Origin of the sequence: Archangium sp. (genome assembly GCF_036277355.1) — a bacterium.
In the GTDB taxonomy this organism is placed as follows: Bacteria; Myxococcota; Myxococcia; order Myxococcales; family Myxococcaceae; genus Archangium.
In genome coordinates this window covers 226,760-247,421 of the sequence record NZ_DASUNC010000017.1, presented here as the reverse complement: position 1 = coordinate 247,421, position 20,662 = coordinate 226,760, and the positions used below count along the sequence as shown (strand labels likewise).

Genomic DNA, 20,662 nt, shown 5'->3' with positions numbered 1-20,662 from the left:
GTTGCCAACCTCAAATGGCCGGAATTGCTGGGAATCCAGGGCGGTAGGGCAGATCGGCTGCTCCATTCCGGCGCACCTGGATGGAGCGCACGGTCCGATCCGGATCGCCCGGGAGTGCGTGGGGCGGTCGGGCATTGTGGGGGAATGGACCTACATGGAAGACTCGGCGGGCCGCCCCTTGCGCGGCATGAGGGGGAACTCCCGCGTGTATCCCGATCACTTCCGGCTGCCCCAGGTCACCGAGCACGTGCTGACGTGGCTGGAGCGGCGCCGGCCCGGGTTTGGTGAGTGGGACGGAGAGGTGGAGGCGCAGCTGCGGGCCGAGGCGCGGCTGGCGCTGGCCGACGTGGCCCGGCGCTTCTCCGAGGTGGCGGTGGATCCGGGCTACTGGGCGCGTCTGGAGCGCAGCGTCTTCACGGTGGCGGTGCCGCGCTACTTCCAGCTGGCGCGCGAGCACCACGCGCTGCAGCGGCGCAAATACGGGCTGTGGCGCGGGGGGGATCTGCTCTCGCGCGTGGCCTACACGGGGGCGGGCATCGCCGCGGCGGTGGTGATCGCCCTGACGGCGGTGCCGGACTGGATGGAGCCGCTGCCCATGGCGCTCATCGCCTTCGGGCCCTTCCTGCCGGACATGCAGGAGTCCTACTTCGAGCGCCGCTACCGGCGGCAGCTCGCCACGCTGGTGCGGGACATGGGTGTGGAACAGCAACAGCTCGAGGCGTACCGGCCCCTGGACGAGTCCGTCCCGCCGGAGCTCGAGCGACTCTCCGAGCCGGAGTCTCCGGAGCGGAGCGGTGGAGCGTCCTCGAATTCGAAGGAGAAGGTATGAGCAAGGCGGGAGAGCGGATTCTCGCGGCCCTGAAGCAGTCCCGGACGCGGATGTTCTGGCCGTTGGGCGTGCTGCTGTTCGGAGGCCTGTTCGCGTACAACGTGTGCACCGTCTACATCCGGCCGTACGAGAGCGGGGTGAAGCAGGTGATCCTGGGTGGGGAGAAGGGCATCCGGGACACGGTGTACGGGCCGGGCCTGCACTGGGTGACGCCGGGGGCCGAGCGCATGCACCGCTTCCCCACGGACCTGCAGCTGCTGGAGATGGCGGACAACCCCGCCGAGGTGGGCGAGGGCGCGGATCATCGCGTGGTGCGGGCCATCCGGATCCAGACGTCCGAGGGCTACACGGTGTCCGCGGACGTCACGGTGCTCTACCGCATCGAGAATCCGTACAAGGTGATGACGCAGATCGGACCGGGGCGGCTGTACGAGGACTCGGCGGTGATTCCGCGCGCCGAGCAGGTGCTGCGCCGGACGCTGGGCGAGATGGACGCGGATGACTTCTACAAGGGAGACCGGCGCGACAAGGCGGTGGCGCAGGCGCAGAAGCTGCTCGTCTCGGAGCTGGAGCCCAAGGGCATCCGGGTGACGCACGTGCTGCTGCGGCAGTACCGGTACGACTCGCGCTACCAGCAGGCGATCGAACAGCGGAAGATCCAGGATCAGTCGGTCTTCAAGAACATGGCGGAGGCGGCGGCGGCGCAGGCCGAGGCGGAGAAGAACAAGATCATCGCCGAGGGCCAGGCCAAGGTGCAGGTGGAGCTGTCGCGCGGAGACGCGGAGGTGGCCAAGCTGCGCTCGGAGGCGGAGCTGTACCGGCGCACCAAGGCGGCCGAGGGCGATCTGGTGGTGAAGCTGGCCAAGGCGAAGGGGATTGAATTGGAGAACGCGGCGCTGCGCGGGGCGGGCAGCGAGAACATGGTGGGCCTGAAGATGGCGGACGTGCTGGGAGGCACGCAGGTGATCATCGTGCCCACGGACGGGGAGGCGGGGGTGAACCCGTTGGATCTCAACGCGGCGCTCCGGCGCTTCGACGTGAAGGGGATGTGAGAGCGATGAAGCGCATGGACTTGAGGATGCTGGGGTTGTTCGTGCTGCTGGCGCTGCCGGTGGTGCAGGGGTGCGCGTGCCACTCGACGGAGGCCAACGAGGTGGGCGTGCTCACGCGGAAGTTCACGCTGATGGGCTCGCGGGGCGTGCAGCCGGAGACGTACGCGCCGGGCGCCACCTACTTCTTCTTCCCGCCGTTCTCCACGGACTGGGACACCTTCGAGACGAAGCTGCAGAACCTGCGGATGAGCGCGAAGGTCGAGGGGGAGAAGGGCCGCACGGACGACATCGAGTTCAAGACGGTGGACGGCAACGACATCGCGGTGGACGTGACGGTGGCCTGGCGGATCGATCCCGCGAAGGCGCCGCACCTGATGCAGAAGGTGGGGCGCACGACGCAGGACGTGGAGAACCGGCTGGTGCGGCCGGCGACGCGGGCGCTGGTGCGCGACGCGTTGAACGTGCTGCGCTCGGAGGACTTCTACACGGCGGACAAGCGCTTCGCGGCGGCGGAGCACGCGCGCAAGCTGCTGGAGGAGGCGCTCCTTCCCGAGGGCGTCATCGTGGAGCAGGTGATCCTCCAGGAGCACCGCTTCAACCCCGAGTACGAGAAGGTGATCCGCGAGAAGAAGCTGGCCGAGCAGACGGCGGAGAAACTGCGCTCGGAGGCGCAGGCGGCGGCGGAGGAGGCCAAGCGCAACCTGGAGTCGGCCAAGGGCACGGTGTCGCAGAAGATCGCCCAGGCGCACGGTGAGCTGGAGCAGACGAAGCTGGCGGCGGACGCGGAGCTGGTGCGGGCCACGAACGAGGCGACGGCGATCCTCAAGGAGGCCGAGGCGAAGTCGAAGGGTATCGCCAAGGAGAACGAGGCGATGGCGGGCGCGGGCGGCCGGACGATGGTGAAGATGCGCATCGCCGAGGCGCTGATGGGCAAGCAGATCATCTTCATGCCCAGCGGACGCAGCGGGGCCACGCTGCAGACCATGGACATGAACCAGATCCTCACCCAGTACTCGGCGGCGAAGAACGCGCAGACGTCGAGCAACGGGCAGTAACCGGAGGCGGCCGGGGGCTCAATTCCCCATCCAGCGGGTCGGTGAGCCCGGCGGGGCCGTCCGCGTCGAAGCGGGCCGCATCGGCTCCAGCTCGTCCTGGATGCCGTCCGGCCTCGCCATGCGCACGCGCGTCATCGCGTCGATGAGCGCCACGCCCATGAGCAGCGCGAGGAACACCACCGATACGGGAAACACCACCCGCCGCGCCCCGGGCTGCTCGACGAGGTGCATGAAGAACATCGCCACCAGCACCGTCTTCACCACGGAGATGAGCATCGCCACCGGCAGCGAGTACGGCCCCAGCTGCACCTTGCTCCCCAGCACCCACGTCGTCACCGTCAGCACCGACAGGACGGCCCACACCCCCACGTACTCCCACGCGGACTTCTTCCTCTTCTCCTGCGCCATGCTGCGCCCCCGTCACTCCACCAGGTACAGCAGTGGGAAGATGAACAGCCAGAAGACATCCACGAGGTGCCAGTACAGTCCGCCCACCTCCACGGGGATGTGGTACTCGGCCGTGTACGTTCCCGCCATCGCTCCCCACACCAGCCACGTCAGCAGTCCGAGCGCCACCATCATGTGGATGGCGTGCAGTCCCGTGAGCAGGAAATAGAGCGTGAAGAAGAGGTTCGCCCCCTGCTTCGTCAGTTCCTCGTTGTGGAAGAACTCGCCCGGCAGCAGCCCTTCCTTGTAGTGCTCGTAGTACTCCCAGCCCTTGATGGCGAGGAAGGCCACACCCAGGACGATGGCCGCCCCCAGCACCGCCGCCGTCAGGAATTGGCGGCCCCGCCGGATGAAATGCACCGCGAGCGCCACGAAGAGGCTGCTCGTCACCAGCAGCAGCGTCTGCACCATGGCCTGGTCCGTCTTCAGGTGCTTGCTCGCCTCGGCGAAGACGTCCGGGTAGTAGTACCGGTACACCGCGTAGCCCACGAACAGGTTCGTGAAGAGCAGCACCTCCGAGCCCAGGAAGATCCACATCCCGAGCTGCGCCGCATGGCTCTGGTTCTCCGGGCCGCTGAAGTGATCTTCCCAGGGGGACGATTCAGTAGACACGGGGCGCCTCCGGCACGGTGTAGTCGTGGACCTCGCGCTCGAACCGCGGAGCCTGGGTGAAGTTGTGCGGCGCGGGGGGGGAGCCGCTGAACCACTCGTACCCGCGCGAGCCCCACGGGTTGGGCGGGCTCACCGGGCCATAGCGCAGCGACCAGAGCAGGTAGATGGCGATCAGCACGAAGCCGAACGCGAGCAGGGACGCGCCCGCCGTGCTCGCCACGTGCAGCCATTGCATCTCCTGGGGGTACTCGTAGTAGCGCCGCGGCATCCCCATGTTGCCCAGGAGGAACTGCGGCAGGAACGTCACGATGAACCCGAAGATGATGGTGACGGCGGCGAGGAAGCTCCAGCGCTCGGGGTAGAGCCGGCCGGACATCTTCGGCCACCAGTAGTGCAGCGCCGCGAGGAAGGCCATCAGCACCGCGCCCACCATGATGTAGTGGAAGTGCGCCACCACGAAGTACGTGTCGTGCCAGTGGACGTCCAACGAGGTGGTGGCCACCGCCACGCCCGTCATCCCGCCGAACATCAGCAGGAAGATGAAGCCGAGCACGTAGAGCAGCGGCACGCGCAGATCGATGGAGCCCCCATACAGGGTGGCCACCCAGTTGAAGATCTTGATGGCCGTGAAGATGGCCACGAGCATGCTCAGCACGCCGAAGATCCCCGAGGTGAACGTGGACTGGCCCGACACGAACATGTGGTGGCCCCACGAGAAGAAGCCCACGAAGGCAATGCCAAACGTGCTCGCGGCGATCATCTTGTAGCCGAAGATGTTCTTGCGGCTGAAGGCGCACACCACCTCGCTGATGACGCCCATGGCCGGGAGCACCATGATGTAGACGGCGGGGTGCGAGTAGAACCAGAACATGTGCTGGAAGAGCACCGGGTCTCCGCCGCGCGAGGGATCGAAGATGCCCGCGCCCACCACGCGCTCGATGAATACCAGCAGCAGCACCATGCCGAGCACCGGCGTGGCCACCACCTGGATGACGGACGTGCCGTAGATGGTCCACACGAAGAGCGGAATTCGCGTCCAGTGCATGCCCGGTGCCCGCAGGGTATGCGTGGTGGTGATGAAGTTGACCCCGGTGATGATGGTGGAGAAGCCGATGATGAAGACGCCGAGGAGAACCGGCGTGAGCGCGGTGGGGGAGACGGTGCTGTAGGGCGTGTAGAACGTCCAGCCCGTGTCCGCGCCGCTCCACAGCATGCCGGACACCGTGAGCAGCGAGCCCGTCAGGTAGATGTAGAACGAGGCGAGGTTGAGCCTCGGGAAGGCCACGTCCTTGGCCCCCAGCATGATGGGGACCACGAAGTTGCCGAAGGCGGACGGAATGGCCGGAATCATGAACAGCCACACCATGGTCACCCCGTGCAGGGTGAACATGCGGTTGTACGTCAGCGGGCTCATGATGGTGGGCCCGGGGGTGAGCAGCTCGAGCCGCAGCGCCATGGCGAACACGCCACCGAGCAGCAGCGAGAGGATGACACCCACCAGGAACATCACGCCGATGCGCTTGTGATCGTGCGTGAGCAACCACGACTTCACCGTCGTCTCGTGGTTGAGATAGGTGATGGCCGGCTGACTACTTTCCGCCGACGGGTTCATAGACAGGCCCCTTGGACTCGACGTTGGGAAGCCGCGTGCTGCGCAGCGTCTTGATGTACTCGAGCAGCGCCGCCACCTCGGCCGCCTCCAGCTGCCCCTGGAACGACGGCATCACCGGCTCGAAACCCGCCACCACCTTGACCAGCGGCTTCATCATCGACTCGGTGAGGTACGCCTCGTCCGCCACCACCGTCTGGCCATTCGTCAGCCGCTCGTGGCGCATGTACAGGTCCACCCAGGTGGGCCCGATGTGCGCCGTCCCATCCACCGTATGGCACTTGAAGCAGCCCTTCTCCGCCGCCACCCGCTGGCCCCGCTCGGCCAGCGTGCCGCGCTCGGCGTACATCAGCTCGCCGTGCGGCCGCTGCGCGTCGTAGCGCGCGGCCTGGCGTGCCGGAGTGTGGGGCTCCTCGCGCTCGGCGGCGCTGGGCGTGGCGTCCCGGCGCGTCACCAGGCCCTGGCGCTGCTCCCTCATCCAGGCCTCGTAGTCCGGCTCCGAGAGCGCCACGACCTCGGCCCACATCTCCGAGTGCTTCAACCCGCAGTACTCCGCGCACATGACGCGGTACGTGCCCGGCTTCACCACCTGGAACCAGGTCTGGGTATAGGCGCCGGGAATCGCGTCCTGCTTGATGCGGAACGAGGGCACGTAGAAGGAGTGGATGACGTCCCGGCTGGTGAGCAACAGCCGCACCGGTCTGCCCACCGGCACCCGGAGGACACCGATGGAGTTGGGGCCCTCGGGATAGGTGAACTTCCACATCCACTGCTTGCCCACCACGTAGACGTCCATGGCCTCCGGCGGGGGCGTCTGCATGCGGATGAAGTCGTGATAGCCAATGAAGAACCACACCAGGAAGACGGTGAGCGGAAGGCCCACGAAGAGCACCTCCCACCCGAGCGTCGTCTGCACCTTCGGCGTGACGTCCGTCTCCGAGCGCCTCCGGTAGCGGATGAGGAAGTACGCGGCGATTGCGAAGATGAGGGTGGCCGCCACCATCGCCGTGGAGATGATGACGTAGTGCAGGTGGTCCACGTCCTTCGCGATGGTGGACGCCTGCTCGGGCAGGAAGAGGATCTTCCGGAAGAACTCGTTCACGGCCCCCGGCTCGGTCTGGGTCGTGCCCGCGAGGGCCTGGCCGCCCGGAGTCATGGCCCGCCTCCATCGCGCCGCTGCGGCTGTCCGCTCACGATGCGCTCCATGGCCCGCTCGATGGGGATGTGCACCACGCCCGCGTCCCGGTCCATCCAGCCGTACTCCTGGAGCCGCTGGAGCTGCTGGTTCTTCTCCTCGTACGCACGGGTGTCGAGCTGGAAGAGGCCCGTGTTGACGATGTTGATCTCCGCCTTGCCCAGCACCTGGGGGGTGGTGGGGCCCGCGGGGTCGAGGTGCTTCTCCCGCTCCTGGAGTTGCGCCCAGGTGCCCAGCACGAAGAAGGTGAAGACGATGAGGGCACCGGCGATGACGGCGCTGATGAAGCGGCCGCTCACCGGATCCTTGTCGCGCGGGGGCGTCTCCCACTCCACCTTGGACTCGTCGTCGCCGCTCATTCGCTGTACCCCAGGGACTCGTGAAGGTACGGGTCGCCCACCGGCACGGTGGCGTGCCCGCGCATCCGCCACAGGGTGAAGGCCACCGCCGCGCCGCCCACGCCGAGGAACGCCGACACGTCCGCCCAGTGCACCCGCACCGCGTCCGGGCTCACCACCGGCACCACCAGCCACCACGTGTCCACCCCGTGCGCCAGCAGCAGCCACACCGCCATCGCCGCCAGCGTCCGGCGGTGCTGCTTGAAGGGCCTCGAGAGCAGCACGATGAAGGGGAAGAGGAAGCGCGCGTTGGCGATGAAGAGGGCCACCGGCTGCCACGGCCCCTCCGCGCGCAGGATGTACCAGGGCACCTCGTGCGGCAGGTCCGCGATCCAGATGAGGAAGAACTGGCTGTAGGCCATGTAGGCCCAGAAGACGCTGAAGGCGAGCAGGAACTTGCCCAGGCTCGCGCGGTGCGAGTCATTGACGAACTCGCCATGGAGGTTGGGCCCGCGCGCCAGCGCCGTCGCCAGCGTGAGCATCGCCAGCGCTCCCACGAAGGCCCCGGAGAACCAGTACAACGCATACACCGTGGAGACGAAGAGCGGCTCCAGCGACATGAGCCAGTCCAGCGACGCGAACGACATGGCCAGCGCCACCACCGGCAGCGTGCCCGCGCCCAACGCCCACAGCCACTTCGTGAGCTTCAGGTCTCTCGACTCGTCCTGCCGGCGGGACCAGCGCAGCAGCAGCTCGCTCACCGGAATCCACACCGCGAAGTAGAGGGCCGAGCGCACCCCCCAGAAGGGCAGGTTGAGGAAGGGCCGCTTGTGCTCGAGCTTCTCCAACTCCTTCCCGGCGAGCGGCGGATGCGGATCCATCCACAGGTAGAGCTGACCGGCCCCGGCGAGGATGGGAAGGAAGAGGAGGGCGAAGAGCGGCAGCGAGGCCGCCATCGTCTCCAGCATGCGGCGCAGCACCACCGGCCAGCGCGCCTTCGAGGCGTGCCAGATGCCCAGCAGCAGCAACGACGCCACCGCCATGCCCGCCCAGTACGCGAAGGCGAACAGGTACGAGAAGAGCGCGCGCTTCGTGTCCACCACGAAGCCCACGCCCGTCACCCCCAGCCCCACCGCGCCCACCGCGGCGGAGACGAGCATGGGCGTGCGCCCTCCCGTGAAGCGCTCCATGAGCTTCATGGCGTGCCCTCCTTCGGTTGCAGCAGCGGCCGGGCCTCGGGCGGTACCTCCTCGAGCCTCGCCCGCTGACTGGCCTGCAGCGCCCGCACGTAGGCCACCACCGCCCAGCGCTGCTCGGGCGACAGCTTCTCCGCGTAGGCGGGCATCAGCCCGTACCCTTCGCTGATGACCTCGTAGTAGTGGCCATTCGGGTACGGGGGTAGATCCAACAGCGAGGGCGGCGTGCGCAGCCCCATGTTGCGCGCCACCTGGCTCGCCCCGTCCCCGAGGAGGCCGTGGCACGCGGCGCAGTAGATGTCGAAGGAGTGCCGCCCGCTCTGGAGGACCTCGAGGGTGAGCGTGAGCGGAATGACGTCCACGTACCCGCCGTCCGGCCCGTCCTTCCCCGTGAGGAAGAGGTGCTCCTTGCCCCGCCTGTTGCGCGGCACCGTCCCGGGCGGCGGCTGGCGCATCACCCGATCGTCCGCGAAGAACTCATTCTCCCGGTAGGGCAGCGCCTTGGGCTGCCGCTTCATGCCCGCCCAGCCCTGCCAATCCACCTCGCAGCCGGCCAGCCCCAGCACCAGGGGCAGCAGGAGGAACATGCGCCTCATGCCTCCTCCTCGACCACCGAGGTGGTCCTCGCCTTCAGCTCGCGCAGGTGGCGCAGCGCGGGCTCCGTCTCGGCCTGCTTCTGCGTGGTGACGCTCACCCAGAAGCCACCGGTGGACGCGGTACGGAAGGACTCCAGCTCGAAGAGGGGGTGGTGCGGCCTCGGGAAGCGGTAGAGCCACATCAGCCCGAAGAAGATGGTGAGCGAGGCGAACAGCACCATCGTCTCGAAGGTGATGGGCACGAAGGCCGGGCCCGCGTGCGGCGGGCGGTTGCCCACGTTGAGCGGCCAGTCATACGCGTTGCAGAACCACTGCACAGCGTACGCGAACATGGCCCCGGTGAGCCCCGCCACGAAGGCCAGGCCCCGGATGGGCGAGGGTCTGAGCTCCAGCGCCTCGTCGATGCCCTCCACGGGGTAGGGCGAGAAGACATCCATCGCGTCCGTCGCGTAGCCCAGCTCGCGCAGGCGCTTCACCGCCTGCTTCACCTCGTCGCCCGAGCCGAACTCTCCCACCACCCAGTAGCGCATGGCTCAGGCCCCCTTCTCCGGCAGGAGGCTCTCGGTGCGCCGCACCTGCTCCTGGTGCTCCAGGGCTTCCTTCAGCTCGTGGTGCAGCTCCTTCACCTCGCTGATGGACACTGGCGGGACGAACTTGAGGAAGAGCAGGAAGAGCCAGCCGAAGAAGCACATGGAGCCGCCCAGCAGGCTCCAGTCCACCCACGTGGGCGAGTACCACTCCCAGCTCTTGGGCAGGAAGTCATGGGAGAGCGGCGGCACGATGATGGTGAAGCGCTCCACCCACATGCCGATGTCCACCGCCACCGCGGCGAGCCACACCACCACCACGTTGGTGCGCAGCTTCGCGAACCAGAAGAGCTGCGGCACCAGCACGTTGGAGAAGAGTTGATACCAGAAGAGCCACGCCCAGCCGCCCGTGCGCTTGTACGCGTAGGCGGCCATCTCGTACTCGTCGCCGCTGTACCAGGCGAAGAAGTGCTCCTGCAGGTAGCCGTAGCCGACCATCATCCCCGTGGCCATCAGCAGCTTGCAGATGATGTCCAGGTGCTTGTCGGTGATGACATGGTCCAGGCCCAGGGGCTTGCGCGTGGGGATGAGCAGCGTGAGCACCAGCGCCAGGCCCGAGAAGATGGCGCCCGCCACGAAGTAGGGCGGGAAGATGGTGCTGTGCCACCCGGGCAACTGGGCGATGGCGAAGTCGAAGCTGACGATGGTGTGCACGCTGAGCACCAGCGGCGTGGCCAGCCCCGCGAGCAGCAGGTAGCCCGTCTTCCAGTGGTGCCAGTGCCTCGCCGAGCCCGTCCACCCCAACGAGGCCAGCCCGTACCAGAACTGCCTCCGGCGCGTGGTGGCCCTGTCCCGCGCCGCGGCCAGGTCCGGGATGAGGCCCAGGTACCAGAACAGCAGCGACACGGTGAAGTACGTGGTGATGGCCACCATGTCCCACGGCAGCGAGCTGCGGAAGTTGGGCCACACCCGCATGGTGCTCGGGTAGGGCACCAGCCAGTAGGCGACCCAGGGCCGCCCCAGGTGCAGCAGCGGGAAGAGGCCCGCCTGCATCACCGCGAAGAGCGTCATCGCCTCGGCGAAGCGGTTCACCGACGCGCGCCACTTCTGCTGGAAGAGCACGAGGATGGCGGAGATCAGCGTGCCCGCGTGGCCGAACCCGATCCACCACACGAAGTCGATGATGCCGTAGGCCCACGCCACCGGGATGTTGTTGCCCCAGGCCCCCACGCCCCGGACGAACGTCACCGTGATGGCCGTGAAGAAGAGCGCCGTCCCCCCCAGCGTCAGGAAGAACAGCGACCACCACACCCGGCCCGGCTTGCGCTGGATGGGTTGCAGCAGCGAGGCCGTGAGGCTCTCCGGGCTCTGCCTTCCCTCGATGAGGGGAATGGGCTCGAGCGGGTCCTTCGTGGGGGTCTCCGCCGCCTGTTCCCCGGCAGCCTGTCCCTCAGCCATGCTCGAGCTCCGGGTTGGGGTTCTTGATGCGCGAGAGGTAGGCGGTGCGCGGGCGCGTCCCCAATTCGTGCAGCACCGCGTAGTGGCGCGGGTCCTTGTGGCGCCGGACCACCTCGGAGCCCTCCGCGTGCAGCGAGCCGAAGACGATGGCCTCCGTGGGGCACACCTGCGCGCACGCGCTCTGGAGCGCCTCGGTGTCGATGGGCTCGCGCGCCTTGCGTGACTCGATGCGGGCCCGCTCGATGCGCTGCACGCAGTACGTGCACTTCTCCATCACCCCGCGCATGCGCACGGTGACGTCCGGGTTCATGCGCAGCTTCTCCAGCTCGCTCACCCGCGGGTTGTAGTCGAGGTAGTTGAAGCGCCGGACCTTGTAGGGGCAGTTGTTGGAGCAGTACCGCGTGCCGACGCAGCGGTTGTAGACCATCTCGTTGAGGCCCTCGTCCGAGTGGACGGTGGCGTTCACCGGGCACACGTACTCGCACGGCGCCGCCTCGCAGTGCTGGCACATCATCGGCTGCGGAATGGCGTGCGGCTCGTCCGGGGAGCCCTCGAAGTAGCGGTCCACCCGCAGCCAGTGCATCTCCCGGCCCTTCTCCACCATGGTGCGCCCCACCACGGGGATGTTGTTCTCCGCCTGGCAGGCCACCACGCACGCTCCGCAGCCGATGCACCGGCTCAGGTCGATGCCCATGGCCCACTGGTAGCCCTCCTCGTACTTGAAGGGGTCGTACAGCTTCTCCACGTCCCCCTTGAGGTGGTGCAGGTAGTGCGACTTCTTCTTCTCGAACTCCTCCAGCTTGTCCTGGATGGCCACCTCGCGGCCGTGCATGGACCAGTGGTCCTGCGACGTCGCGTACTCCCCGCGCCCCTCCACCTTCTCCACCTTCAGGCCGTCGGTGAACCACGGCGCGTCCACGTGCCGCAGCAGGTACGCATTGACGCCCAGCGTGCCGAGCTTCTCGATGCTGTCGTCGAGCCACTCGCGCCCCCAGCCGAGCTCCACCGTCACCGTGTCGTCCGCGTGCCCGGGCAGCACGTACACCGGGGCCTCCAGCCACCGGTCGCGCAGCGTGAGCTTCACCTTGTCCCGGGGCGACACCTTCAGGCGCTCGGCCGTCTTCGGGCTGAGGAACGCCGCGTTGCCCCACGCGAGCATCGTCAGCGGCTCCGGCATCTCCTGCAGCCAGGCGTTGTGGAAGTAGCGCCCGTCGTGCACCTTGTAGCCGGGCACCAGGTTGAGCTCGAAGCCCTGGGAGGCCCTGGGCGAGTAGGCCTGGAGGCTCGCGTCCACCGCGCCCGCGTCCACCGTGGCCGCCACGGCGGGCGCCGCGGTGTCCGGGACGGTGCCCACCGCGAGCCACTGCTCCCACGCGTCCTCGAAGGCCAGGCCCGCTCCGCCCCACTGCCTCGCCCAGTGGCCCTTCACCAACTGGTACGCCGGCTGCTCCGCCACGCCCGCGAAGGGGGAGAGCACGTCCAGCTCCGTCACCCCCGCGTAGAGCGGTTGGATGAGCGGCTGGATGATGCTCACCGTGCCGTCCAGGGCGCGCGCGTCGCCCCAGGACTCGAGCACGTGCGCCGCCGGGAGCACCCACGCGCTCTGCTTCGCCGTGTCGTCCTCGCGGAACGCCAGGTAGATGGAGTTGGGCACCGCGCTCACCGCCGCGCCCAGCGTCACCCCCACGGGCGCCGTGTAGACGGGGTCGAACGCCGTCACCACCAGCGTGTCCACCCGGCCCGCGAGCGCCGCCTCGGAGAGCTCGCGCAGCACCTCGGGCCCGCTGCGCACCGCGTCCACCCCGGGCTCGTGCAGCGTGATGAGGCGCTTGTGGCTGCCGAGCGCCGCGTTGAGCAGGTGCGCCACGGCGTGCACCCGGGGCGGCTGCCGCTCTCCCGCCACCACCACCGAGCGATCTCCGTTGCGCGCCAGGTCCGCCGCCACCGCGCGCACCTCCTTCGCCTTCTCCGGCCAGGAGAGCTCCCGCTCCTGGAAGCGCGCGAGCCCGGCGAGATTGTGGGTGCGCGCCAGCTCGCCCAGCACCGCCAGGGCGAAGCGCTCCACCTCCGAGGGCTTCATCCGCAGGTGGTGGTCCGCGTTCATCCCCGTGACGCCGTGGTGGCTCTCCGCCACGTACAGCCGGCTCATCGGCCCGGGCTCCGGCAGCCGCGTGCGGGAGAACTCCCGCGCCTGGCGCAGGGCGAAGGGGCCCCGGGTGAGGAAGTCCGCGTCCAGCGACAGCACCACGCGCGCCTCGTCGTAGCGCACGCGCGTCTCCAGCGGCCGGCCGAAGGCGAGCCGCGCGCCCTCGTACACGTTGTCCCTCGCGGTGGCCGAGTACGTCTCCACGCGCGCCCTCGGGAAGCGCTGGCGGATGCGCTCGAGCAGCTCGCGCCGCGTCGGGGAAGAGGAGGGCTCCAGGAGGAACCACAGCCCCTCGCCCCCCCTGGCCTCCAGCCCGCGCGCGTGCTCCGCCTGCTCCTCGAGGTACGCCGGGAAGGAGCGCAACGCGCCCCGCTGCTTCACCGCCTTCAGCCGCCGGGTGTCGTAGAGGTCCACCAGCAGCGCCTGGGCCAGGTGGTTGGTGGCCCCGAGGCTCGCCGGGTGGTCCGGGTTGCCCTCCACCTTCGTGGGCCGGCCCTCCCAGCTCGTCACCACCAGGCCCGCCGCGTAGCCCTCGTGCTCCCAGGCCGTGGCATAGGCGTTGGGCACGCCGGGAATGACGTCCGGTGGCTGGCGCGTGTACGGCATCACCTTCTCCGCCGGCTGCTTGCACGCGGCCAGCCCCGCCAGCGCCGCCGTGGTGCCCGCGAGCTGGAGGAAGCGGCGCCGGTCCAATCCCTGGGGAGGCTCGGTGGCGCCGGGGGGGAACTCGCGCTCGGCGGCGCGGGCCAGCTCGGGCGAGCCGTGGAGCTCCTCCAGGCTGCGCCACGTGCGTGGGCGTTCCTCGTCCCTTCCCGGCCCGGAGGGGCCTGTCCGAGACGAGTCCTGGAGCACCGGCAGCGGATGGCGATCGGTCAGCGGTGGCATGTCGTGCAGTTCGTTCGGGGGTGGACGTCGTAGCGGCGCGCCAGCTCCTCGGCCGGTGGATCTCCGGGCCTCGGTTGCCAACGCATGGAGGTGATGGTGTCGAGCGGACGCAGGTTGGGCGTGGGATTGCGGTGGCACTCCAGGCACCAGCCCATGGAGAGCGGATGCGCCTGGGTGATCTCCGGCATGAGGTCCACCCGCCCGTGGCAGGTGACGCAGCCCACGCCCTTGTTCACGTGGATGGAGTGGTTGAAGTAGACGAAGTCCGGCAGATCATGGACGCGGTTCCAGGGAATCGGCCGGTCCGCGAAGTAGTACTGGCGCACCGGCTCGAGCAGCGGGCTCTGCGTCCATATCTGCGAGTGGCAGTTGAGGCAGGTGGACACCGAGGGGTAGCCGGCGCTGGAGGACACCTCGACGGAGCTGTGGCAGTAGCGGCAGTCGATGGCCTCGTCGCCCGCGTGGTGGCGGTGGTCGAACTGCACCGGTTGGGCGATGGGCTGGCGCATGTTCTGCGCCAGCGGGCTGCGCGCGTAGAGCCACAGCAGGAAGAGCACGAGCCCCGGCGTGGCCAGCAAGGCCGCGGCGACGACTCGGGACACCGTATTCGCGCGTCGTTTGAAGACCCAGGCCATAGAGCGCCTCGGACCTTCGCTCCCATCAACGAGCGTCTCCGAGGGCCTTCGACCCTACGAATGGCAGACAAGCTCACCAAGCGTGCGTTTCACGTCGTTCCAATAGTGAACCGCGACTGTTCACACGATGTCTGGAATCGCACGCGGGTTCGACCCCGAACCTGGTTGTCTACCTACCATCGTACCTGGCATTCGCTGCCGTGCTCATCCGAGCGTGGGCTCGCTCCCCGGGTTGAACCCATGCGCCCCGGTGCCACCTTTCCGACAGGAGAGGTGCATGGGCTGGGGAGAGGTCCCGCCCGCGCACCGCTTCAGCGGCCAGGAGGACGGGCGCCCGGCGCTCTCCTCCGGCTGACGCTCCCGGCGGAGTGACCACCCTCCGGGAAGGGAGGCCCGCCTTGCGGCGCGCGCGCATTCACGACTACGCCATCATCGGGGACGGTCATGGCGCCGCGCTCGTCTCGCGCGCGGGCGCCATCGACTGGCTGTGCTGGCCACGCTTCGACAGCGCCTCATTGTTCGCGGCGCTGCTGGATCCGGAGGCGGGCGGCACCTGGCGCCTGCACCCGGTGGGGCCCTCGCGAGCGACGCGGCGCTACCTGCCGGACACCAACGTGCTCGAGACGCGCTTCGAGACGGACACGGGCGTGCTGGTGGTGACGGACCTGATGCCCATCCACGAGGAGCGCCCGCCCTGGCCTCGTCCCGAGCGCGAGTTGGTGCGTTGCGTGTCCTGCGAGCGGGGAGAGGTGACGCTGGAGGTCCTCTATGATCCGAGGCCGGACTACGGGAGGGCGAAGGCCCGGGTGAAGGATGGGGGGAAGCTGGGCTGGAGGCTGGAGCAGGGCGGGTGGCTGTACACGCTGCGCACGGACGTGCCGCTGCGGCCGGGACCGGAGGGAGGGCTGTCCGGGCGGCTGCCGCTCCGGGCGGGGCAGCGGGTGCACTTCTCGCTCACGGCGACGGACGATGGGCCGGCGGTGCTGCCGCCGGTGGGGCGCTTCACCTGGGAGCACGTGACACGTACGGTGAAGGCGTGGCGCCACTGGGCGGCGAAGTGCACGTACACGGGGCCGTACCGGGAGGCGGTGGTGCGCAGCGCGCTGGCGTTGAAGCTGCTGACGTTCGGGCCCTCGGGAGGCGTGGTGGCGGCGCCCACCACGTCCCTGCCGGAGGTGCCGGGCGGGAAGGACAACTGGGACTACCGCTTCTGCTGGGTGCGGGACGCGGCCTTCACCGCGCGGGCCTTCTACGGGCTCGGCTACGAGGAGGAGGCGGAGGCCTTCGTGTCCTGGTTGCTGCGCGCCACGTGGCTGACGCAGCCGCGGATGCACGTCTTCTACGACGTCTACGGACGGGTGCGCGCGGGCGAGCGCGAGCTGCCACACCTGCGTGGCTACGAGGGCTCCCGTCCGGTGCGGGTGGGCAACGCGGCGGCCACGCAGCTCCAACTGGACGCCTATGGAGAGGCCATCGACGCGGTGGCGCAGCTGGCGCGTCGCGGCGGGCACCTGGATCGGGACGCGCTGAAGATGCTCCGGCGCTTCGGCGAATACGTGACGAAGGTCTGGGAGCGGCCGGACGAGGGCATCTGGGAGCCGCGCTCGGGCCGCGGCGAGCACACCTTCTCCAAGGTGTCGTGCTGGATGGCGCTGGAGCGGCTGCTGGAGCTGCACGGGCGCGGGGTATTCCGGGGCGTGCGGGTGCCGGTGGAGCGCTTCCGGGAGGCGCGCGAGCAGCTGCGCGAGGAGATCCGGACGCGGGGATGGAACCAGCGGCTGCACAGCTATGTGCGCAAGCTGGACGGCGACGAGGTGGACGCGGACCTGCTGCTGCTGTCCTGGTACGGCTTCGAGGACGCGCGCTCGGAGCGGATGCGGAGCACGTACCGGTGCATCCAGGAGCGGCTCGGGGTGGGGGACGGGCTGCTGTTCCGCAATGAGGACGACATCCACGAGGGCGAGGGCGCGTTCGGCATCTGCGCCTTCTGGCGGGTGGGTTTCCTGGCGAAGGGGGGAGGGGACTTCGCGGAGGCGGAGGAGTCCTTCGCGCGGCTGCTGCACCACGCCAACGACGTGGGGCTGTACGCGGAGGAGCTGGACCCGGAGACGGGGGAGGCCCGGGGCAACTTCCCCCAGGCCTTCACGCACGTGGGCCTCATCTCGGCGGCGCTGGAGCTGGAGGAGGCGAGGCCCTGGCGCGAGCCGGTGTGGCGCCCGGGGCGGGAGGAAACCGGCGAGGAGGCGCGGGCATGAGCTGGCTGTTGCGCTGGGGGGTGTGGGGCTTCGTGAGCACCCTGGTGCTGACGGGGCTGCTGGCGGGGAGCCAGCAACTGAGGCTGACGCGGATGAACCTGCCCTACCTGCTGGGCTCGATGGTGACGGCGGACCGGGACAGGGCGAAGGTGTATGGGCTGGGGCTGCACCTGTTGCTCGGACTGTTGTTCTCCGGGGTGTACGTGGTGGCCTTCGCCGCCTGGGGGCGGGCGAGCTGGTGGCTGGGGGGGCTGATGGGGGTGCTGCACGCGGGCTTCGTGCTGCTGGTGGTGCTGCCGGCCATGCCCGCCGTACACCCGAGGATGGCGAGCGAGTCCCAGGGCCCCACGGAAGTGAAGCAATTGGAGCCGCCAGGCTTCCTGGGGTTGCACTACGGGACGCGGACACCCTTGATGGCGCTGGTGTCGCACGCGGCCTTTGGCGTGATGCTCGGCGGCCTCTTGCGGATGTGAGGGACAAGGTGCGCCGTCCTGCCCGGGTGGGGGATTGCACCCTGGGCCAGGGGATGGAGCTGTGTCGGGCCGCGGACTCGTTCCCCCGGGGGCGCGTCTACCTGTCAACCCGTGGCTCGTGCGCGATCAGCCTCCGGGCTCGGGCATCTCCATGAGCCCCTGACTTCTCGTGGTTGAGTAGTCAACCCGTCCATCGCGCCGGGAGAGGCTCGGCTCCCTCACTCCTTCCAGAGCATCTTCCACGGGTGCTTGCGCAGGTCCGACAGCAGGGTCTTCAGGTCGTCGTACACCTGCTTGTCCTTCTGCAACGCACCTACCGTGCCTTCGCCGGCCTCGATGCGCGCGAGCAGCCGGTCCGCCTTCGCGGCCATCTGATCGAGCTTCTCGCCCGCGGCCGTGTAGCGCTCCAGCGCCAGCTTCAGCCGCTCGCCATCCTTCGCGTCGAGCCCGCCCGTCACCATCGACAGCCCGTTGAGCGTCTTCGCCGCCGAGCCGGAGAGGCCGGGCAGCTCGCGCTTCATCAGCGCCGCCGTCTCCGCCGCGTCGCCCAGCAGCCGGGCCCCGGTGCCTCCGGGCTGCATGGCCTCCCGAGTCACCTTGGCCAGCATCCGCAGGTCCTTCGCCGCCGCGGTCAGATCGCCCGTCAGGCTCTTCAGGTCGCCCCGGTTGTCGCTCAGCACGCCGGCCAACGTGCCCGTCAGCCGGGACAGGTTGGTGGCCAGGTTGCGCATGCCCTCCGGATCCTCCGCGAGCGCGCCGCTCGCCACATCCAGGAAGGCCGAGAGCTGCTGGGCCACCAGATCCAACCGCGGCGCGTCCGTGCCCCGCAGCGAGCCTCCAGAGGCGGGCAGGGGAGGGGAGGACGCGGAGCCCGGGTTGAGCTCCAGGTACGGCTCGCCCAGCGGCCCCACCGTGGCCACCGTCACCCGCGTGTCCTCCCGCAGGGCCACCATGGCCTCGGGCTTCACCGAGAGCCCCATCCGCACGGGCAGCGGCCGGCCCTGCGCGTCCCTCCGGTCCGGCTCCAGGTGGATCTCCTCCACCCGGCCCACCACCACGCCGCCCAGCTTCACCGGCGCGCCCTTCACCACGTTGCCCGTGTGGCTGAAGTCCACCGAGAGCACCGTGTCGCGGCCCAGCGTCAGCTCGCCCATCAACCACAGCAGCCCGAGCACGCCCACCAGCGCCGCCAGCACCAGCGCGCCCACCTTCATCTCCAAGCGACGCTCATCCATCCGATGCGCTCTCCAGGAAGGGCGCCGTCAGGGCCCGTAGCTCCGGTTCCGAGGATGCCAGGAATGCCTCCGGTGTGCCCAGGAAGGCGCATCGCCCCCCACCCACCACCAGCACCCGGTCCGCCAACGTCCGCAGCAGCCGGTAGTCATGGGACACCACCAACGCGCCCAGCCCCCGGGCCTTCACCGAGGCGAGCACCTCCTCCACTTGCGCCGCCGCCCTCCGGTCCAGCCCGGTGGTGGGCTCGTCCAGCAGCAGGTACTCCGGCCGCAGCGCCAGCGCCCGGGCGATGGCCGCCCGCTTCTTCGCCCCGGGCCCCAGCTCGGTGGGCAGCCGATCCGCCGCCGCTTCCAGCCCCACCTGGGCCAGGGCCTCGTGCACCGCCTCCGGTGACAGGCCCGGAGCCGCCAGGGCCACGTTCTCCCGCAGCGTCCGCCAGTCCAACAGTGCCGGGCCCTGCACCAGGTACGGCGCCCGCTGGCGCAGGGCCCGCAGGGCGCGCTCGGGCATCGTGTCCACCCGCTCGCCGAGCAGCTCCACCCGGCCCGACTCTGGCTTCAGCAGCCCCACCGCCAGCCGGCACAGTACGCTCTTGCCCGCGCCGCTCGCGCCGGCCACGAAGGTCAGCTCCCGCGTGGACAGCTCCGCGCTCAGCCCCGTCAGCACCCGCCGGCCGGACTCGAACGTCACCTCCACGTCGGAGAAGCGCAGCATTCCCGCTCACACTCCCAGCGCCTGGAAGCCGAGCGCCACCACGAAGGCGATCAGCAGGCAGCCGAAGCACGCCGCCACCACCCCGCGCGTGGTGGCCTCGCCCACCGCCTCGGCGCCTCCGCGCGCGGACAGGCCCGCCACCGCCGCCGCCAGCGGAATGTAGAGGCCGCAGCCCGCTCCCTTCGTCAGCCCCGCAAGCACGTCCCACCCATCCACGAACCGCGCGTCCATGAAGGCCGTCCCGTCCACCCCGAAGGCCCAGCTCGCCGTGGCCACCGCCGACAGCGTCGCCGCCATCGTCCCCACGATGCACAGCAGCGGCACCCCCACCAGCCCCGCCACCACCCTCGGCGCCACCAGGTCCGCGTACGGGTCTCCCGCCGACATCTCCAGCGCCTCCACCTGCTCGTTGACGCTCATGGTGGACAGCTCCGCGCTGTGGCTCGCCCCGCCGCGCGCCGCCGCCAGCAGCGCCGACACCACCGGGCCGAACTCCCGCACCAGCAGTTCGAAGTAGGGCGGACCCACCACCGGCAGGTTCCCCGTCACCTTGCGCGCCTGGCTGTCCGCGAACGTCACCAGCACCGCCCCGAAGAAGGCCATCCCCGACATCACCAGCCACGCGCTGCGCGAGCCCGTCTCGTGCAACTGGTGCAGGCACTCGCGCCAGGACAGGCCATGGCGCACGCTCGCCCGCACCGTGCGCGCGAGCATCAAGGCCGGGGCTCCGATGAAGGCCAGGGGGTTCATGACGGCCCCGATGCTACCAGTCAGGCACAAACCCTGGAATGAATAGGGCGGAGTGGCTGCTGAAGTGAAAAGTGCCCAAGCGCGGAGCCGCATTATACGGCTTTTCGGCGAGCTTGGGCTGTTTTCAATCAGGTAATTTAATAATGGAGCTTCCCGCTACCGGAAGCATCACCACTCCTTTTGACTGGAGTGCTCTGGCTCCTTCGGAGTAGCGATGCGCCTTGAGTTTCGATGTGGCTCCGGTTCTGGGGTCGATTGCAATAGCGCCTGCCTTTGTTGCGCTTCGGAACTTCTGCGCTACCCGTTTCCATATTTCGAGCGCCACCGTGTTGGACGTGCGTGCCGTCAGCCATGATTCCCCGAGACCGTTTTCCTTGAGACGGCCCAGATCCAACAACAAGGCATCGGGGTTCCGATCGAGAAACCCATTGAGAGTTTCCGCCGGAAGGGATGGTTTCGTAATCGTGAATGCGATTCGTCGCACACCTCCATCAAGCATGGGCTCATGAAGAACGTCTGCATCGATCGCGGTGGCCGTGAATGGCTTGAATCTCAATGCCGTGACATGCAGGCTGAAATCTCGTGCGCATTCACTCATGATGGGCAGGAGTTCTTCCGGTAGCGCATGGAGCTGAATAGAAATATCAGTCATTT

At 69.0% G+C, this 20,662-nt stretch carries 20 protein-coding genes; 5 read left to right on the top strand and 15 right to left on the bottom strand.

From position 1 onward, the window contains the following. Nucleotides 1-205: 205 nt before the first annotated feature. From VFZ09_RS04450 to VFZ09_RS04440, 3 genes are read left to right on the top strand one after another with little or no spacing between them, the layout of a single operon-like run. Entirely contained in the window at nt 206-829 is a 624-nt protein-coding gene (locus VFZ09_RS04450; protein ID WP_329726212.1) for a hypothetical protein, read from the top strand. After that, complete coding sequence (locus VFZ09_RS04445; RefSeq protein ID WP_329726211.1) at nt 826-1,881, top strand: SPFH domain-containing protein; 1,056 nt, start codon at nt 826-828, stop codon at nt 1,879-1,881. Before VFZ09_RS04450 ends, VFZ09_RS04445 begins: the two co-directional genes overlap by 4 nt. A 5-nt stretch (nt 1,882-1,886) precedes the next feature. Next, entirely contained in the window at nt 1,887-2,936 is a 1,050-nt protein-coding gene (locus tag VFZ09_RS04440) for an SPFH domain-containing protein (RefSeq protein ID WP_329726210.1), read from the top strand. 18 nt (nt 2,937-2,954) lie between these two features. On the opposite strand, the gene VFZ09_RS04435 is transcribed toward VFZ09_RS04440, so the two are convergent. The 11 genes from VFZ09_RS04435 to VFZ09_RS04385 are packed head-to-tail and all read right to left on the bottom strand — an operon-like array spanning nt 2,955 to nt 14,580. Beyond that, a complete protein-coding gene (locus VFZ09_RS04435) occupies nt 2,955-3,344 on the bottom strand; it encodes a cytochrome C oxidase subunit IV family protein (RefSeq protein ID WP_329726209.1) in 390 nt (129 codons plus the stop codon). 12 nt (nt 3,345-3,356) lie between these two features. Further along, nucleotides 3,357-3,995: a cytochrome c oxidase subunit 3 family protein gene (locus VFZ09_RS04430; RefSeq protein ID WP_329726208.1), complete on the bottom strand. Its 639-nt coding sequence runs from the start codon at nt 3,993-3,995 to the stop codon at nt 3,357-3,359. After that, entirely contained in the window at nt 3,985-5,607 is a 1,623-nt protein-coding gene (locus tag VFZ09_RS04425; protein WP_329726207.1) for a cbb3-type cytochrome c oxidase subunit I, read from the bottom strand. Before VFZ09_RS04425 ends, VFZ09_RS04430 begins: the two co-directional genes overlap by 11 nt. Next, nucleotides 5,585-6,706, bottom strand: a complete 1,122-nt coding sequence (gene coxB / locus VFZ09_RS04420) for a cytochrome c oxidase subunit II (RefSeq protein ID WP_329726295.1) — start codon at nt 6,704-6,706, stop codon at nt 5,585-5,587. The genes VFZ09_RS04425 and coxB overlap by 23 nt, the downstream gene beginning before the upstream one ends. Before the next feature lie 50 nt (nt 6,707-6,756). Then, entirely contained in the window at nt 6,757-7,158 is a 402-nt protein-coding gene (locus VFZ09_RS04415; protein ID WP_329726206.1) for a hypothetical protein, read from the bottom strand. Continuing rightward, a complete protein-coding gene (locus VFZ09_RS04410) occupies nt 7,155-8,336 on the bottom strand; it encodes a hypothetical protein (protein WP_329726205.1) in 1,182 nt (393 codons plus the stop codon). Before VFZ09_RS04410 ends, VFZ09_RS04415 begins: the two co-directional genes overlap by 4 nt. Next, nucleotides 8,333-8,929, bottom strand: coding sequence for a cytochrome c (locus tag VFZ09_RS04405; RefSeq protein WP_329726204.1), 597 nt, complete (start codon nt 8,927-8,929; stop codon nt 8,333-8,335). The genes VFZ09_RS04410 and VFZ09_RS04405 overlap by 4 nt, the downstream gene beginning before the upstream one ends. Continuing rightward, nucleotides 8,926-9,459 (bottom strand): DUF3341 domain-containing protein, encoded by a 534-nt coding sequence (locus VFZ09_RS04400; protein ID WP_329726203.1) that lies wholly within the window; start codon nt 9,457-9,459, stop codon nt 8,926-8,928. Before VFZ09_RS04400 ends, VFZ09_RS04405 begins: the two co-directional genes overlap by 4 nt. A 3-nt stretch (nt 9,460-9,462) precedes the next feature. Next, nucleotides 9,463-10,914, bottom strand: coding sequence for an NrfD/PsrC family molybdoenzyme membrane anchor subunit (gene nrfD, locus VFZ09_RS04395; RefSeq protein WP_329726202.1), 1,452 nt, complete (start codon nt 10,912-10,914; stop codon nt 9,463-9,465). Then, entirely contained in the window at nt 10,907-13,945 is a 3,039-nt protein-coding gene (locus VFZ09_RS04390; RefSeq protein ID WP_329726201.1) for a TAT-variant-translocated molybdopterin oxidoreductase, read from the bottom strand. The genes nrfD and VFZ09_RS04390 overlap by 8 nt, the downstream gene beginning before the upstream one ends. Beyond that, nucleotides 13,933-14,580 (bottom strand): cytochrome c3 family protein, encoded by a 648-nt coding sequence (locus VFZ09_RS04385; RefSeq protein ID WP_329726200.1) that lies wholly within the window; start codon nt 14,578-14,580, stop codon nt 13,933-13,935. Before VFZ09_RS04385 ends, VFZ09_RS04390 begins: the two co-directional genes overlap by 13 nt. Nucleotides 14,581-14,978: 398 nt before the next feature. Between VFZ09_RS04385 and VFZ09_RS04380 the strand changes: the two genes are divergently transcribed. Further along, on the top strand, nt 14,979-16,835 hold the full coding sequence (locus tag VFZ09_RS04380; protein WP_329726199.1) for a glycoside hydrolase family 15 protein: 1,857 nt from the start codon (nt 14,979-14,981) through the stop codon (nt 16,833-16,835). After that, nucleotides 16,832-17,308: a hypothetical protein gene (locus VFZ09_RS04375; RefSeq protein WP_329726198.1), complete on the top strand. Its 477-nt coding sequence runs from the start codon at nt 16,832-16,834 to the stop codon at nt 17,306-17,308. The genes VFZ09_RS04380 and VFZ09_RS04375 overlap by 4 nt, the downstream gene beginning before the upstream one ends. A gap of 218 nt (nt 17,309-17,526) precedes the next feature. Here the strand turns inward: VFZ09_RS04375 and VFZ09_RS04370 are convergent, their stop codons facing one another. From VFZ09_RS04370 to VFZ09_RS04355, 4 genes are all read right to left on the bottom strand, one after another. Then, nucleotides 17,527-18,543, bottom strand: coding sequence for an MlaD family protein (locus VFZ09_RS04370; protein ID WP_329726197.1), 1,017 nt, complete (start codon nt 18,541-18,543; stop codon nt 17,527-17,529). Continuing rightward, the gene (locus tag VFZ09_RS04365) at nt 18,536-19,258 is read right to left on the bottom strand and encodes an ATP-binding cassette domain-containing protein (protein ID WP_329726196.1); all 723 of its coding nucleotides are present in this window, start codon (nt 19,256-19,258) and stop codon (nt 18,536-18,538) included. The genes VFZ09_RS04370 and VFZ09_RS04365 overlap by 8 nt, the downstream gene beginning before the upstream one ends. A 6-nt stretch (nt 19,259-19,264) precedes the next feature. Further along, the gene (locus tag VFZ09_RS04360; protein WP_329726195.1) at nt 19,265-20,008 is read right to left on the bottom strand and encodes an ABC transporter permease; all 744 of its coding nucleotides are present in this window, start codon (nt 20,006-20,008) and stop codon (nt 19,265-19,267) included. A gap of 124 nt (nt 20,009-20,132) precedes the next feature. Beyond that, on the bottom strand, nt 20,133-20,660 hold the full coding sequence (locus VFZ09_RS04355) for a hypothetical protein (RefSeq protein WP_329726194.1): 528 nt from the start codon (nt 20,658-20,660) through the stop codon (nt 20,133-20,135). Between the last annotated feature and the right edge of the window lie 2 nt (nt 20,661-20,662).